Annotated in this window: 14 protein-coding genes; 7 read left to right on the top strand and 7 right to left on the bottom strand. The window is 59.3% G+C overall.

Translation table 11 applies throughout. From position 1 onward, the window contains the following. Positions 1 to 2 precede the first annotated feature (2 nt). Entirely contained in the window at positions 3 to 2,366 is a 2,364-nt protein-coding gene (locus JTJ32_RS22005) for a hybrid sensor histidine kinase/response regulator (protein WP_210043267.1), read from the top strand. On the opposite strand, the gene JTJ32_RS22010 is transcribed toward JTJ32_RS22005, so the two are convergent. After that, positions 2,363 to 2,848, bottom strand: coding sequence for a glutathione peroxidase (locus JTJ32_RS22010; RefSeq protein ID WP_099229183.1), 486 nt, complete (start codon positions 2,846 to 2,848; stop codon positions 2,363 to 2,365). The genes JTJ32_RS22005 and JTJ32_RS22010 overlap by 4 nt on opposite strands. Positions 2,849 to 2,976: 128 nt before the next feature. Continuing rightward, positions 2,977 to 3,372 (bottom strand): peptide-methionine (R)-S-oxide reductase MsrB, encoded by a 396-nt coding sequence (gene msrB / locus JTJ32_RS22015; RefSeq protein ID WP_210043268.1) that lies wholly within the window; start codon positions 3,370 to 3,372, stop codon positions 2,977 to 2,979. Between the two features lie 191 nt (positions 3,373 to 3,563). On the opposite strand from msrB, the gene JTJ32_RS22020 reads away from it, so the two are divergent. Then, on the top strand, positions 3,564 to 4,775 hold the full coding sequence (locus JTJ32_RS22020) for a pyridoxal phosphate-dependent aminotransferase (RefSeq protein ID WP_004884240.1): 1,212 nt from the start codon (positions 3,564 to 3,566) through the stop codon (positions 4,773 to 4,775). A gap of 266 nt (positions 4,776 to 5,041) precedes the next feature. Then, positions 5,042 to 5,929: a protease HtpX gene (htpX, locus tag JTJ32_RS22025; RefSeq protein ID WP_004884238.1), complete on the top strand. Its 888-nt coding sequence runs from the start codon at positions 5,042 to 5,044 to the stop codon at positions 5,927 to 5,929. 117 nt (positions 5,930 to 6,046) lie between these two features. Here htpX and JTJ32_RS22030 read toward each other — a convergent pair whose 3' ends face one another. After that, positions 6,047 to 6,718 carry a thiopurine S-methyltransferase gene (locus JTJ32_RS22030; RefSeq protein ID WP_210043269.1) on the bottom strand — a complete coding sequence of 224 codons (672 nt, stop codon included), beginning with the start codon at positions 6,716 to 6,718 and terminating at the stop codon, positions 6,047 to 6,049. Positions 6,719 to 6,818: 100 nt separating this feature from the next. Here JTJ32_RS22030 and JTJ32_RS22035 point away from each other — a divergent pair, with 100 nt between their 5' ends. Further along, positions 6,819 to 7,586, top strand: coding sequence for a DODA-type extradiol aromatic ring-opening family dioxygenase (locus tag JTJ32_RS22035; protein ID WP_210043270.1), 768 nt, complete (start codon positions 6,819 to 6,821; stop codon positions 7,584 to 7,586). 73 nt (positions 7,587 to 7,659) lie between these two features. Here JTJ32_RS22035 and JTJ32_RS22040 read toward each other — a convergent pair whose 3' ends face one another. Then, complete coding sequence (locus JTJ32_RS22040; RefSeq protein ID WP_180274373.1) at positions 7,660 to 9,363, bottom strand: DEAD/DEAH box helicase; 1,704 nt, start codon at positions 9,361 to 9,363, stop codon at positions 7,660 to 7,662. 406 nt (positions 9,364 to 9,769) lie between these two features. Next, entirely contained in the window at positions 9,770 to 10,531 is a 762-nt protein-coding gene (locus JTJ32_RS22045) for a spermidine synthase (RefSeq protein WP_184320423.1), read from the bottom strand. A gap of 162 nt (positions 10,532 to 10,693) precedes the next feature. Between JTJ32_RS22045 and JTJ32_RS22050 the strand changes: the two genes are divergently transcribed. Then, complete coding sequence (locus tag JTJ32_RS22050; RefSeq protein ID WP_210043271.1) at positions 10,694 to 12,040, top strand: class II 3-deoxy-7-phosphoheptulonate synthase; 1,347 nt, start codon at positions 10,694 to 10,696, stop codon at positions 12,038 to 12,040. A gap of 7 nt (positions 12,041 to 12,047) precedes the next feature. Here the strand turns inward: JTJ32_RS22050 and JTJ32_RS22055 are convergent, their stop codons facing one another. Together JTJ32_RS22055 and JTJ32_RS22060 are read right to left on the bottom strand one after the other, a co-directional pair. Further along, on the bottom strand, positions 12,048 to 13,253 hold the full coding sequence (locus JTJ32_RS22055) for a winged helix-turn-helix domain-containing protein (protein WP_210043272.1): 1,206 nt from the start codon (positions 13,251 to 13,253) through the stop codon (positions 12,048 to 12,050). Positions 13,254 to 13,307: 54 nt separating this feature from the next. Beyond that, positions 13,308 to 13,541 carry a DUF1127 domain-containing protein gene (locus tag JTJ32_RS22060; RefSeq protein WP_210043273.1) on the bottom strand — a complete coding sequence of 78 codons (234 nt, stop codon included), beginning with the start codon at positions 13,539 to 13,541 and terminating at the stop codon, positions 13,308 to 13,310. A gap of 443 nt (positions 13,542 to 13,984) precedes the next feature. Here JTJ32_RS22060 and JTJ32_RS22065 point away from each other — a divergent pair, with 443 nt between their 5' ends. Next, on the top strand, positions 13,985 to 15,115 hold the full coding sequence (locus JTJ32_RS22065) for a hypothetical protein (protein WP_210043274.1): 1,131 nt from the start codon (positions 13,985 to 13,987) through the stop codon (positions 15,113 to 15,115). Beyond that, complete coding sequence (locus JTJ32_RS22070; RefSeq protein WP_210043276.1) at positions 15,112 to 16,143, top strand: glycosyltransferase family 4 protein; 1,032 nt, start codon at positions 15,112 to 15,114, stop codon at positions 16,141 to 16,143. Before JTJ32_RS22065 ends, JTJ32_RS22070 begins: the two co-directional genes overlap by 4 nt. Positions 16,144 to 16,166: the final 23 nt, after the last annotated feature.

Below are 16,166 nucleotides of genomic sequence, written 5' to 3' on the forward strand. Positions count from 1 at the left end.
TCATGGATATAAGGCTCAACAACAGGCTTTCGTTCAAGCAGGCGCGGCTGGCCGTACTGATCGGCTTTGCGCTTGGGACCTTGCTCAGCCTGTTTCAAATCGCAATCGATTATGCCAGCGAAGACGCGTCCATCGATCGCGAAATCAATTCCCTGCTGGAAATCATCCAGAACCCCGCCTCGCGCATCGCTTACAACATCGATGCCGAGCTGGCCCAGGAACTGACCCTGGGCCTGCTGCGCTCCCCCGCCGTGGTCAGCGCCAAACTGACCGACAACAACAATATGGTGCTCTCCAGCGTGGAACGCCCGATGGCAACCGGTCGCTACCGGGTTCTCAGCGACTGGATGTTCGGCGAGAGCCGCCAGTTCGAGGAAACGCTGAAACTGGACCACCTGCCGAATGAAACCATCGGCACGCTGTACCTGACGGTCGACACTTTTGCCTTTGGCAGCCATTTCATGCAGCGCGCCGAAATCACCCTGCTCAACGGCTTCGTACGCAGCCTGGCGCTGGCCGCCATTCTGACGATCCTGTTCTACGCAACGCTGACCAAACCCTTGGTCGGCTTGATCCGCGAGCTGAGCAGCCATGATCCGCGCAGTCCACAGCGGTCGAAGATCAATTGCCCGCCGAACCATGAGCGGGATGAAATCGGGGTACTGGTCGAAACCTTCAACCGCCAGATCGAGACCGTGACCAGCGAGTTCGCCCGACGCCGCGAAGCCGAGGATCGCCTCACTGACCACCTGAATCAGCTGGAAAGTATCGTCTCGGCCCGTACCAACGAGTTGCGCACCAGCAATATCCGTCTGCGCCAGTCCAACGAAGAACTGCAGATCGCACGCAGCACCGCGCTCGACATGGCCCATGCGCGCTCGGCATTCCTGGCACACATGAGCCATGAAATCCGCACGCCGCTCAACGGGCTGCTGGGCATGCTGGCACTGTCGCTGGACGGCCCGCTGAATGCCGAGCAGCGTCAGCAGCTGCTGATTGCCCATGACTCGGGCAAGGTGTTGGTGGAACTGCTCAACGATATTCTCGACATGTCCAAATTCAATGCCGGGCATCTGGAGATCGAACGCATCCCGTTCGACCTGGGTCTGCTGGTCGAGGACACCGCCAACCTGCTGTCCCAGAACGCCGCGCCCAGCGTTGAACTGACATGCCTGATCGCGCAGGACTTCCCGGCCATGGTGTCCGGTGACCCGACCAGAGTCAGGCAGATTGTCAGCAACCTGCTGTCCAACGCGCTCAAATTCACCCGTTTCGGGCGAGTGGACGTGCGACTGAGCCACTTTTCGGACCCACAGACCCGGGAGAACCGGGTGAAAATCGAGGTACGCGACACTGGCATCGGCATCGCCCAGGAAGCCCAGACGCGAATCTTTCAGCCGTTTACCCAGGCAGAAGCGGCGATCACCCGGCAATACGGCGGCACCGGGCTCGGACTGTCGCTGACGCACAGCCTGTGTCAGGCCATGAACGGCACGCTGACCTTTCAGTCGCGGTCAGGCTTTGGCAGCCTGTTCTGCGCAGAGCTACCGCTGCCTGTCCACATCGAAGCCATATCCCCTGCCCCGCTCAAAGGCCGCGTGACCGTTATCAGTTCCGATGGCAGCGGCCTGGTGGAGTTGCTGGGCAGCCTGCTGCCCGCGTGGGGCGTGGATCTGGAACGGCGCAGCATCAATGACCGCGCCCACGAGCTGGAACTCGATACCCGCCCTGATCTGGTGATCACCGATTGCCCTGAATGCCTGTTCGCCATTCGCCCCGCGACGCCCGCGCCCATTTTATTGGTGACCGCTTACGGTAATTTCATGCCCGGCGAACAGGTGAGCGCCTTGGCGCCCCTGCAGCAACAGGCCCGACCACTGGCCAGAAATGCGCTCTACCACACATTGCGTCGCGTGCTGGCTCAGGAAGAGAGCAGCGTGAGGGCCAACGCATTGCCGGAGCCAGCCGCACAACGGCCAGCACGCATCCTGCTTGTGGAGGACAATCCGGTGAATCAACTGGTGGCCAAGGGGATACTCGCCAAACTTGGCTGCGACGTGGTGGTCAGCAGTCACGGCGGCGAGGCACTGGAGGAGCTGGAGCGCGGTGATTTCGATCTGGTGCTGATGGATTGCAACATGCCGGTCATGAACGGCTATGAGGCCAGCCGGCAGATCCGCGCCAGCGGTCGCTGGCCCAACCTGCCCATCGTCGCCCTGACCGCCAACGCCATGCCCGACGAACGCGAGCGCTGCAAGGCGGCCGGGATGAGCGACTACCTGGCCAAGCCCTTCAGACGGGCCGAGCTGGTAAACATTCTGGACCAGTGGATTCCGATCACCGAACAGGCTGATCAGAACGTTTAACGCAACAGCGCTTCTATTTCCCCGGTGAGTTCTTCAGGCTTGGTCAGCGGCGCAAAACGTTTGACCAGCTTGCCGTCCTTGCCGATCAGAAACTTGGTGAAGTTCCACTTGATGCGCTCCGACCCCAGCAGCCCGGGCGCCTGTTTCTTGAGCTGCACGAACAGCGGATGCGCCTGATCGCCATTGACGTCGATTTTCTTGAACAGCGGAAAGCTGACGCCGTAGTTGAGTTCACAGAATCCGGAAATTGCGCCTTCATCCCCCGGCTCCTGCTTGCCGAACTGATTGCAGGGAAAACCGAGCACGACCAGCCCCTCATCCTTGTAATCCTGCCAGAGCTTTTCCAGCCCTTTGTATTGCGGCGTGAAACCGCACTTGCTGGCGGTATTGACCACCAAAACGGCCTTGCCGGCAAAATCAGCGAGGGTTTTCTGCTCACCCTTGATGGTGGTGCACGGGATGCTCAGCAGGTTTTCGCTCATGACAGTGCCTCAGGCTAATAGGGATCAAGTTATGACCCATGACGTTAGCGTGCAATCGAGCGGCGCGCACTTCAATTTCCGACGCTGATAAAACGCGATAAGCGCAGCGACCGCCCGGCAGGCTCTCGCTATGCGCGTGGCTCCAGATCAAGGCACACCGAGTTGATGCAGTAGCGCAGGCCCGTCGGCGGAGGGCCATCCGGGAACACATGCCCCAGATGCGCGTCACACTGGGCACAAACCACTTCGGTACGGATCATGCCGTGACTGACGTCACGCACATCCACCACTGCACTGTCTTTGATGGGCGCGTAGAAACTGGGCCAGCCGCAACCCGAATCAAACTTGGTTGCAGAGTCGAACAGCGCCGCGTTGCAGCACACACAATGGTAGACACCGTCAGTCTTGGTATCGTTGTACTTGCCGCTGAAAGGGCGTTCGGTGGCTTTCAGACGACAGACGTTGTACTGCTCGGGGTCAAGCATCGCCCTCCACTCTTCGAGCGTCTTCTCAAACTTTTCCACGGGTACACCTCCAATTCTGAAAAAGCCTGATCTGTATCTTTTCCACAGATCAGGTGGCACGTATGATTGCGCCAGGTCAGGCGTCAGTCTGGCACCCGCGTTTGTCGCACACAAACCCATTTCATCGTGTTTCGTGCTGCGACCTTCAATTGCAAGTCAGCAACAGCTCGTCCATTTTCGGGATCATCACCATGCAGTTCAGCAAATCGAACAAGCTCGCTAACGTCTGCTACGACATTCGCGGGCCGGTGCTCAAGCACGCCAAACGCCTGGAAGAGGAAGGCCATCGCATCCTCAAGCTGAACATCGGCAACCCGGCACCGTTTGGATTCGAGGCGCCGGATGAAATCCTGCAGGACGTGATCCGCAACCTGCCGACCGCGCAGGGCTACAGCGACTCCAAAGGCCTGTTCAGCGCCCGCAAGGCCGTGATGCAGTACTACCAGCAGAAGCAGGTCGAAGGTGTCGGCATCGAAGACATCTACCTGGGCAACGGCGTGTCCGAACTGATCGTGATGTCGATGCAGGCGCTGCTCAACAACGGTGATGAAGTGCTGGTCCCGGCGCCCGACTATCCGTTGTGGACTGCCGCGGTCGCGCTGTCCGGCGGCAACCCGGTACATTACCTGTGCGACGAGCAGGCCAACTGGTGGCCGGACCTGGCCGACATCAAGGCCAAGATCACCCCTAACACCAAGGCCATGGTGATCATCAACCCGAACAACCCGACGGGCGCGGTGTACTCGAAAGAAGTGCTGCTGGGCATGCTGGAGCTGGCCCGCCAGCACAATCTGGTGGTGTTCTCCGACGAGATCTACGACAAGATTCTCTATGACGACGCCGTGCACGTGTGCACCGCGTCCCTGGCACCGGATCTGCTGTGCCTGACCTTCAACGGCCTGTCCAAGTCGTACCGGGTCGCAGGCTTCCGCTCCGGCTGGATCGCGATTTCCGGCCCCAAGCACAATGCACAGAGCTACATCGAAGGCATCGACATTCTGGCCAACATGCGCCTGTGTGCCAACGTACCGAGCCAGCACGCCATCCAGACCGCACTGGGCGGTTACCAGAGCATCAATGACCTTATTCTCCCGCCGGGCCGCCTGCTGGAGCAACGCAACCGGACCTGGGAATTGCTCAACGACATTCCCGGCGTCAGCTGCGTGAAGCCAATGGGTGCGCTGTATGCCTTCCCGCGCATCGACCCGAAAATCTGTCCGATCCACAACGACGAGAAATTCGTGCTGGACCTGCTGCTGTCGGAAAAACTGCTGGTTGTACAAGGCACCGCATTCAACTGGCCATGGCCCGATCACTTCCGCGTGGTGACCTTGCCTCGCGTGGACGAGCTGGAGCAGGCCATTGGCCGCATCGGCAACTTCCTGAAGGGTTATCGCCAGTAGGCCATCACCGGATGTGACGTCCACGCACCATGCCCCGACCTGTTCGGGGCATTTTATTTATGACCTGGACCGACACGGTCGCCGTTCGGCTTTCAGCCGCTACAAGGTCGGGGGCTATGGCTCAGGCGCCGTTCAGGTTGCCGGGATTAAGATCGAATCAGACCAGAGGACACAGTTTGAAATAGTCCCCCTGTTGAATAGCGACAGGCATCACCTTATATACCCGGCATCCAGTTACATTTTGTCCTGAGGAGAACGTTTCGACCATGATGCGCATTTTGCTGTTTTTGGCCACTAACCTTGCGGTCGTGCTGATAGCCAGCATTACCCTGAGCCTTTTTGGCTTCAATGGGTTCATGGCGGCCAACGGGGTTGATCTGAACCTCAATCAGCTGCTGGTTTTCTGCGCTGTGTTCGGTTTCGCGGGCTCTCTGTTTTCGCTGTTCATTTCCAAATGGATGGCCAAGATGAGCACCGGCACTCAGATCATTACCCAGCCGCGTACCCGCCATGAGCAATGGTTGCTGCAGACCGTGGAACAACTGTCCCGCGATGCAGGCATCAAGATGCCGGAAGTCGGTATCTTCCCGGCCTACGAGGCCAACGCGTTCGCGACGGGCTGGAACAAGAACGACGCACTGGTTGCCGTCAGCCAGGGTCTGCTCGAGCGTTTTTCGCCCGATGAGGTGAAGGCGGTGCTGGCCCACGAGATCGGCCACGTGTCGAATGGCGATATGGTGACACTGGCGTTGGTACAGGGCGTGGTGAACACCTTCGTGATGTTCTTTGCCCGTATCATCGGTAACTTTGTGGACAAGGTCATATTCAAGACCGAAAACGGTCAGGGCATCGCTTACTACATCACGACGATTTTCGCCGAACTGGTCCTGGGTTTCCTGGCCAGCGCCATCGTGATGTGGTTTTCGCGCAAACGTGAGTTCCGCGCCGACGATGCCGGTGCACGCCTGGCCGGAACCCAGTCGATGATCAGTGCCTTGCAGCGTCTGCGCTCCGAGCAGGGTGTACCGGTTAACATGCCTGACAGCCTGACGGCGTTCGGCATCAATGCCAGCCTGAAGCACGGTATCGCCGGCCTGTTCATGAGCCACCCGCCGCTGGAAGTGCGTATCGAGGCGCTGCGTCGCCGCGGTTGATCAAGCTGACAGTGACGGAAAGAGGGCGACGTGAGTCGCCCTTTTTTATGCTTTCGATAGCCGACGCAACACTGCTTACAGCACACCTGCCTGGTACGAGACGCTGTGTCTGCAGAATCAAGCGTCGGCTGTAACCCTGCGCTCCATCCAGTAAACACACTCTTGCATACGCCCCAAGCCTGCATCCAACGCTCTGGGGCTGCTCTGGAGCGCATCGCGCTCGCTGACCCGCTTCATGCTCCAGTGTGCCGACACATGAGCCTGCAGCCACTCGTGAGGAACCGAGAACGGCGGACCATCCAGTTCGGCCTGATCGTAATCCAGGGTGATGAGTAATCCGCTGCACACCGGCGGCATCAACTGTTCCAGCTGTCGGACGTAACGCTCACGCATATCAGGCGGCAGCGCGATCATCGCGGCGCGGTCATAAAATGCTGCGCACCGGCCGATGTCTTCAGCCGTCAGCGCAAAGAAATCACCGCACCAGATTTCGATGCCCGATGCCGAGTACAGGTCGAAGCCTTCCCGCTGCGTCAACTGCGGCTCGATCTGATGCTCAGCAAAGTAGTCTTTGACCGCCGCCTGCGACAGCTCGACACCGACCACCTGATACCCCTGCTCGACCAGCCAGCTCATGTCATGACTCTTGCCGCACAAGGGCACCAGAACGCGGGCACCCTTCTCCAGCCCCAGTTCAGGCCAGAGTCTGCGCAAGTCCTGATTCACGTCGGCCTGATGAAACCCGATCTGCCCCGCCGTCCAGCGCTGCTGCCAAAATTCCGTTTCCATAAACCCTCCTGATAATCCGATCAAACAGCATCAAAACTTATATTAGATTTGGATCCCGGCCCTGGCGGAAGATGAGGCATCACTATTTCACGGAGTCCATATGTTTCCCAGCCTGTTTATCTCGCACGGCTCGCCGATGCTGGCGCTGGAGCCCGGCGAGAGCGGTCCTGCGCTGGCACGTCTCGCAGCCGAAATGCCCAGACCACGCGCCATCGTGATGGTATCGGCCCATTGGGAAAACCACGAACTGATTGTCAACGGTAACCCGCAGCCGGAAACCTGGCACGACTTCGGCGGCTTCGCCGCAGAACTGTTCGCCGTTCAGTACCCCGCCCCCGGCCTGCCTGATCTGACTCGAAAAGTGGTGGAGCTGCTGGCCGCCAGCGGCCTGCCCGCACGTGTCGATAGCAGACGCCCATTCGATCATGGCGTCTGGGTGCCGCTGTCACTGATGTATCCGGAGGCCGATATTCCGGTGGTGCAGATTTCCCTGCCCAGCAGACAAGGCCCCGAACTGCAGACCCGTATCGGCCAGGCGCTCGCAGGTTTGCGCGCTGACGGCGTACTGATCATCGGCTCCGGCAGCATCACCCATAATCTGGGCGAACTGAGCTGGAACGGTGACTCGCCGCGCGTGGAGCCATGGGCTCAGGCATTCAGGGACTGGATGATCGACAGGCTGGGCAGCGATGACGAAAGCGCACTGCACCACTACCGCAGCCTCGCGCCACATGCCGTCCGCGCCCACCCGAGCGACGAGCACCTGTTGCCGCTGTACTTCGCCAGAGGCGCAGGCGGTGAGTTCCGCGTTGCGCATCAGGGTTTCACCATGGGCGCGCTGGGCATGGACATCTATCGGTTCGGCTGATACCTGAAAAATCCCAATAAAAAATCCCCGAACCAGTCGGGGATTTTTATTGGACGATCAGCTCAAGAGCAGATCAATCCTCGCGATAGCGACGCAGCTTCAACTGCTTGCCAGCAACGCGGGTGTCCTTGAGCTTGGTCAGCAGACGCTCAAGGCCATCTTCCGGCAGCTCGACGAGGCTGAAGCTGTCACGGACCTGGATACGGCCGATCGCTTCGCGGGCCAGGCCGCCTTCGTTGAGGATGGCACCCAGCAGGTTCTTGGCAGCGATACCATCACGCGCACCCAGCGCGGTACGGCAGCGGGCACGACCTTCGGCCAAGGGGACCGGCGCACGACGCTCGCGCTCTGGACGATCGCCACGATCACCACGGTCCGGACGATCGCCACGCGGGGCGTTGTTCGGAACCAGTGGGCGCTCGCGCTCGATGGCAGCCAGCGTCAGGGCCTGACCGTTGGTAGCCTTGCGCAACAGAGCGGCAGCCAGTGCACGTGGCGTGCAACCGATGTCGGCAGTCAAACGATCCAGCAGATCACCGTGGGTCGACTCGGCGTCGGCGACCAGTGGCGACAGGCTGTTGGTCAGTTTCTTGATGCGGGCATCCAGTACAGCCTGGGCATCCGGCAGGCGGACTTCCGCGACCTTCTGACCGGTCACACGCTCGATAACCTGCAGCATGCGGCGCTCACGCGGCGTAACCAGCAGCAGTGCGCGACCTTCGCGACCGGCACGACCGGTACGGCCGATACGGTGTACGTAGGACTCTGGATCGTACGGCATGTCCACGTTGAACACGTGAGTGATACGCGGAACGTCGAGACCACGGGCAGCAACGTCGGTCGCTACAACGATGTCCAGACGGCCATCCTTGAGGGAATCGATAACGCGCTCACGCTGGTTCTGCGCGATGTCGCCGTTCAGTGCAGCGGCCTTGTAGCCTTTGGCTTCCAGCGCGCTCGCCAGATCCAGGGTCGCCTGCTTGGTGCGGACGAACATGATCAGGGCATCGAAGTCTTCGACTTCCAGCAGACTCAGAACAGCCGAGGTCTTCTGGTCAGCGTGAACCAGCAGGTGAGCCTGCTCGATCGCGGTAACGGTCTGGGTCTTGGTCTGGATCTTGACGTGCTTCGGATCGCGCAGGTGGCGTTCGGCGATGGCACGGATCGACTGTGGCAGTGTGGCCGAGAACAGAACGGTCTGGCGGGTCTCAGGCATGGCCTTGAAGATCACTTCCAGGTCGTCCATGAAGCCCAGCTTCAGCATTTCGTCCGCTTCGTCGAGAACCAGATGGTTCACGGTCGCCAGGACTTTTTCGTCACGGCGAAGGTGATCGCAGAGACGGCCCGGGGTGGCGACAACGATTTGTGCGCCGTTGCGGATAGCCTTGAGCTGAGGGCCCATAGGCGCGCCGCCGTAGACCGCTACAACGGTCACGCCCGGCATTTGTTTTGCGTAGGTCTCGAACGCGGTGGCAACTTGAAGTGCCAGCTCGCGGGTCGGGGCCAGGATCAGTGCTTGCGGCTCGCGCTTGCTCGGGTCGATGCGATGCAGGATAGGCAGTGCGAACGCGGCGGTTTTACCCGTACCGGTCTGCGCCTGACCAATCATGTCGTGACCGGCGAGAATAATCGGGATCGATTGCTGCTGGATGGCCGAAGGCTCTTCGTAGCCAGTGGCGACGACAGCTGCAACGATATTGGGATGAAGTTCGAGAGCGGCGAAGCCGCCGGTTTCCTGGGTCATGGGTCTGCCTCTAGTGCATCCGCAAAGACCCATGCTTCAAAGCTGCGCGTGCCGTGTACGACCTTGAGGTCACCCTGGCTGCTTTGTCGGCGGGGATTTGCGAAAACGTTTGATGAATGGATCGTCAATGATAGTTCGCAGTGCGAACGCGCGACCGAAGCGGGCTTCGGAGAACTGCTATATCACGACGAGGGCCTCGTTAAGGCCGGCGCGCACTATACCGGAATTACGCACGAAAGTGAGTCTTTTTTTTGCGAAACGTTGCCGGCCAGGCGAGAAAAATCAGGCGTTTCAAACCCTGAGCTTCCTGCCTGGCACCGTACGGCCCCGCGATTGCGGGGACGGCAGCTTAAACGTTTCACTGATTCCTGCAAATGATCAGGGTCAGGACTTTCGACGTGCGGCGAATTGTCCCACACTGTTTTTGGTTTTGTCAGGCTCAGGTCGCAGGCCGGACTGCCTTGATCAATGAGTCCAGCGAATAACCCAGCCGGGGCGTCAGCGCTTCGGCGCGTCGGGCGAGTGCTTCGAGGTCCAGCGTCTGTTCCAGATCCGCAGGCACGATGAGGATGACGTTGCCCTCCTTCACCGGCAGCTCCCAGTAATGGCGATGATAAAGGCCGCGCAACAGGGCAGCACCCAAGGGTTTGCCATCGTCGGTCGCCCATTGGTTGATGATCAGCCACCCACCGGGGTTCAGGCGCTGCTGACAGCCGTGCAGAAAATTCCAGGCCAGATGCCCGACACCGGGGCCGACATCCGTATAGAGGTCGACGAAAATCAGGTCCGCAGGCTCCGTGGTATCGAGCAGATCGAGCGCATCGCCGATACGTATATATAGACGCGGATCGTCGTCCAGCCCCATGTACTCCATCGCCAGGCGCGGGACGTCCGGGCGCAGCTCGATCACCTCGACGTCTTCAAGCGGCAGAAACTTCATGCACGCCTGGGTCAGTGTCCCGGCACCCAATCCCAGAAACAGCGCGCTTTCAGGCGCCTCATGGCACAGCGCACCAATCAGCATTGCGCGGGTGTAGTCATACTCCAGCCAGCTGGGATCGGCCGTGAAGGTGCAACTCTGTTCGATGGCATCGCCAAATTCGAGGAAGCGATAGTCGTCGACTTCCAGCACGCGGATCATGCCGAAATCATCGTGGACTTCCGCCAGAATCCGTTCCACGCGTTCACGCTCTTCCGTCATTACCGTTCCCGATTGGCCCGCAAAACGCGGATTGTCGGCCAAGCCACGAGCTTTGTCACATTTTCACGGGGCGCAACAGGCCCCCGGTTATCTGCAGTCCGCTGGCAGCAGCACGGCGAACTGCTAACATGCCGATCCGATTGCACAACCCTAGAGCCAACAATGAGCCAACCCTGGACCCCCGACAGCTGGCGGGCACTGCCGATTCAACAGCAACCTCACTACCCGGACGCCGAGCATCTTTCCAGGGTCGAACACAGCCTGGCCAGTTACCCGCCGCTGGTGTTCGCCGGCGAAGCCCGAGAACTGCGTCGCCAGTTCGCCGAAGTGACCCAGGGCCGCGCGTTCCTGCTGCAGGGCGGCGATTGCGCCGAAAGCTTCATGGAGTTTTCGGCCGGCAAGATTCGCGACACGTTCAAGGTGCTACTGCAGATGGCCGTGGTAATGACCTTTGCCGCAGGCTGCCCGGTGGTGAAGGTCGGACGCATGGCGGGGCAGTTCGCCAAGCCGCGCTCGGCCAACGATGAAACCATCGATGGCGTTACCCTTCCGGCCTACCGTGGCGACATCGTCAACGGCATCGGCTTCGACGAGAAAAGCCGCGTTCCCGACCCGGATCGTCTGGTGCAGGCCTACAACCAGTCCACCGCCACGCTCAACCTGCTGCGCGCCTTTGCCCAGGGAGGCTTTGCCGACCTGCATCAGGTGCATCAGTGGAACCTGGACTTCATCGCCCATTCGGCGCTGGGCGAAAAGTACAGCCAGCTCGCCGACCGTATCGACGAAACGCTCGCCTTCATGCGCGCCTGCGGCATGGACACGTCGCCGCAATTGCGCGAGACCAGCTTCTTCACCGCCCACGAGGCCCTGCTGCTCAACTATGAGGAAGCCTTCGTTCGCCGTGACAGCCTGACCAATGATTACTACGACTGCTCCGCACACATGCTGTGGATCGGCGACCGCACACGGCAGCTGGATGGCGCGCATGTCGAGTTTCTGCGCGGCGTGAACAATCCGATCGGCGTCAAGGTCGGGCCGAGCATGAACACCGACGATCTGATCCGCCTGATCGATATTCTCAACCCGGACAATGACCCGGGCCGCTTGAACCTGATCGCGCGCATGGGCGCGAACAAGGTCGGCGATCACCTGCCTCAGCTGATTCGCGCCGTCGAACGTGAAGGTCGCAAGGTGCTGTGGAGTTCGGACCCGATGCATGGCAACACCATCAAAGCCAGCAGCGGTTACAAGACCCGCGATTTCGCGCAGATTCTGGGCGAGGTCAAACAGTTCTTTCAGGTGCATCAGGCCGAAGGCACCTACGCAGGCGGCATCCATATCGAGATGACCGGTCAGAACGTCACCGAATGCATCGGCGGTGCCCGCCCGATCACCGAAGATGGCTTGTCGGATCGTTACCACACTCATTGCGACCCGCGGATGAACGCCGATCAGTCGCTTGAGCTGGCGTTCCTGATTGCCGAGACCCTGAAACAGGTACGCCGCTAAACTGCCTTCAGCTTTCCAGCGCTCTCGCCAGACGCGCCCCGCTTTCGCGCTGGCAATTGACCTGAATCTGCGCCAACCCCAGCCAATTGGCCAGTTGGCGCAGATTATCTGCCAGGGCTTGCATGCCCTCCTCGTCCAGACCGTTCGGCTCTTCATGCACGGCATGCACAGCCAGGCGACGGGCTGCACGCTCGGCACGCAGATCTACCCGCGCGGCGATACGCTCATTGTGCAGGAACGGCAGAACGTAATAGCCGTACACGCGCTTGTGCTGCGGTGTGTAGATCTCCAGCCGGTAGCGGAAATCGAACAGCCGCTCGGTGCGCGCCCGCTCCCAGACCAGTGAGTCGAACGGCGACAGCAGCGCGCTGGCGTTAACCTTGCGCGGCACCTTGCTGTCTGGCAGACAGAACGCCTTGTGCGTCCAGCCCTGGACCTGTGCCACTTCAAGCGTCCCATCCTCGACCAACTCCGCCAGCAGGGTCCGGCTGGGTTGCGGGTCCTGACGGAAGTAATCGCGCAGATCCTTCTCGGTGCCGACACCCAACGCGCTCACCGCCTGCAACAGCAACGCCCGCTGGGCATCGGCTTCGCTGATTTCGGGTTGATCGAGTATCACCATCGGCAGGACCCGTTCGGGCAGGTCGTACAGGCGCTCGAAGCCACGACGCCCGGCCACGGTTACCTCGCCTGCGGCGAACAGCCATTCCAGCGCCTGTTTTTCCACGCTCCAGTCCCACCAGGGTCCGGCTTTTTCCTGACGCGAGCTTAGACTGCCCGCGCCCAATGCACCGCGTTCGCGTACGGCCTGCAGTACTCGCGCAATGGCTGTCTGCTGTTCACGACCGAACCTGGCCAGTCCCTGATAAATGCCCTCGCCCTGAGCCGCACGGCGCATTCGCCAGCGCATCAGCGGGTAAAGCTCGACAGGCAGCAGCGACGCTTCATGCCCCCAGTATTCGAACAGACGCCGATGCCGACCCTGGCTCCATGCGGCCTGATCCAGCAATGTCGGCGAATAGTGGCCCAACCGCGAAAACAGCGGCAGGTAATGAGAACGCACCAGCGCATTGACCGAGTCGATCTGCAACACGCCAAGTCGGCTGATCAAGTGTGTAATGTGACTGGCCTTGATCGTCGCTGGCGGCTGACGCCCGTTGAAACCCTGGGCAGCCAGTGCCAGACGACGCGCTTGTTTGAGGGACAACTCCATAGGCTTAGCGCTCCCGGTTCGAACCGTCACGCTAGCCGATTCCGGCCGGTCTTGTCAGCGGCTCAAGGGATCGTCCCAGAACGGACGCTCGGTCTCCTGTTGAATATCGGCCCGACTCAGCCCCAGATCTTTCAATGCACCATCACTCATTTGTGCCAGAAGGCGGCGTTGGCGGTGCAGTTCCTGCCAGCGTTCGACCAGATTTTTCATTGACCGCAGCGCCTTGCCGAGCTGCGCCGGCAGCGACGATCTGGCGACCAGTACATAACCCTTTTGACCTTTCATCATCTTGCCCTCCTTGTGGGATGACTGAAGTCTCGCGCCGGGCTTGAGATCAATCCAACGAATGTTTCTTATGCAAGGCATTCGCACGATTGATGCATCAGTACCGACAAGCGCTTTATTTAAGCCCCGCTTGCCGCACCGTTATAACGGCCAGAACTATCTCTTCAATCCACTAAAACCTCGACAAGAAAAAACACACTTCAAACTTCATCCCGACCGATGAATCGCAAACTGAATAACCCCTTCATTGACAGTCATTTCTCAGCTTCTAATATTTAAGAGACTTACGCATGGGCACTTGACGCACCTGTTGCACGTCACGGGAATCGTTCAATTCAAAACATACCGACCTGTCTAAATAACATCAAATCACTTATATCGCGCGGACCTGATCAATGGATGAATCTATAAGCACACCGTAATACGCAGCCTTCGAGGAGAAACACATGGGCATTGACGCCGCTAGCATCCTGTTCAACGCCGAGCCGTTCGGGTTCGGTCCTTCCGCAGCAATCGCAGCGATTGCGCAGCACTTCACAGGCAGCGGCAGCCACGCCTACGCAGGTGAACAGTACTCGCTGGACCTGCAGAAACACCTCCCCTATCGAGCTATTTTCAATATGACCGGACGCAGTTCCAGAGACTGGGACGTCACAATTTCCGGTTTCGATATTGTTATAACCGCCATGGACCTTGGCATCGCCAACCGATCATTATCCCAAGGTAAACGCGTCGTCTTTTACGACGCATTGACCTGGTATTGGCATGCCGAAACACAATGGCCCGGCATTGAAGCGCTGATCCATCATCCCCATGCATTCTATATTGCGCAAAACTTTATAGGTGTACGCGACCGTCTGGCAGACCTGGAGCCGAACCGCTATTCAATCGTCCCCCCCATTACCCCTCATGTGAATGAACCGCACCCGGGAAACAACTCGGACTTTGTTCTGCTGAATCTTGGCGGTCTGAAGAATCCTTATACGGATGATGCGGTGCTTATCGAATTTGCCCGCGCGATCACCTTTGCCTTGCGTCAGGCGCTTGGGCAGGGAGTGAAACTTCACATTGTCACCAGCGAAACGATTGCACAGGCCCTCGAATCAGCGGACGCCGCCCCGCACGCTCCGGAAAGCGTTTCCCGGATGCTGCGCGACTGCAAGTTCGCGGTCTGCACCCCCGGACTGGGCAATATCTATGAATCGGCGGCTGCGCAGACACCGGTCATATGGCTGCCTCCGGCCAACGACACACAAGGCCTGCAGTTGGCGCACCTGCGCGACGCCGGCCTGATTGACGCGGAGCTGAGCTGGGAAAAGCTGGGCATCCACATCGATTACACCGCACCTCTGCCAATCTGCATGAATAGCATTGGTGATGCGATTTCAACGCTGAGAAGCCTGGAGCGGCGTGCTGCTCTGAATGAAAAAATGGCAGACGCAGTCGCCCAGATCAGCACGTGCAAAAGAGGCAGGACTTTTCAACTGATCGAGCGTTTCGGCAGCGGCGGTGATGCGGTCGCCGCCCAAAAAATCAAGGAGTGGATAGAGAAACCCGGTTGTGGAGATTGCCAGTGAAGATTGCCCAGATTGCGCCCCTGTTCGAGGCGGTCCCGCCTCATCGTTACGGGGGCACGGAGCGCGTCGTGTCCTACCTCAGTGAGGCACTGATTGAATCAGGCCATGAGGTGACGTTGTTTGCCAGCGGTGACTCGAAAACATCAGCCGAGCTCGATGCAGTCTGGCCATCCGCACTACGGCTCGATTACGGAAACCATGACGCTCTCGGCCCGCATCTGGTCATGCTGGAGCGAGTAAGACGGCGTGCCCGGGAGTTCGATATTCTTCACTTCCACCTGGACTTTTATCCGTTCTCCCTGTTCAGCCGCCAACCCACGCCTTATGTGACCACCCTGCATGGCCGTGTGGATACACCGGAACTACAGCCTGTTTTCGACGCGTTTGCGGCCATGCCCTTCGTTGCGATCTCTGAGGCTCAACGCAATGACCTGCCATCCGCCAACTGGGTGGGCACGGTTCACCACGGCCTGCCTCAACAACTCCATACTCCCCTGCAAATGGAAAAGAGCTATCTGGCTTTTCTGGGTCGCATCACGCCTGTAAAAAGAGTAGACGCCGCTATTCGTATCGCTCAACAGTGCAACATTCCCATCAAGATCGCTGCAAAGATTGATGCCGTCGACAGGGCTTACTTTGAACACCACATACACCCTTTATTTGATTCGCCTCTGGTGGACTACGTCGGCGAAATCAACGAACACGAAAAGACTGCCTTTCTGTCAGGCGCTCTGGCACTGCTGTTTCCCATCGACTGGCCGGAGCCTTTCGGTCTGGTGATGATAGAAGCCATGGCGTGCGGGACTCCGGTGATCGCCTTCCCCTTCGGCTCGGTTCGTGAGGTGATAGACGACGGGGTAACCGGTTTCATTGTCGAGAACGAAGCGCAGGCTGTGGCGGCCGTGCATAACATTGACCAGTTGTCCGCCCGGCAGATAAGGGAGCAGTTCGACAAGCGTTTCACTGCACGTCATATGGCTGAAAAATATGTCCTTGCCTACCAGTCGCTGATTGAGCGGTCTCGGTGAGATGAAGGGTAATGGCAGGAAAC

The sequence above is a fragment of the Pseudomonas alliivorans genome, from assembly GCF_017826695.1.
In the GTDB taxonomy this organism is placed as follows: domain Bacteria; phylum Pseudomonadota; class Gammaproteobacteria; order Pseudomonadales; family Pseudomonadaceae; genus Aquipseudomonas; species Aquipseudomonas alliivorans.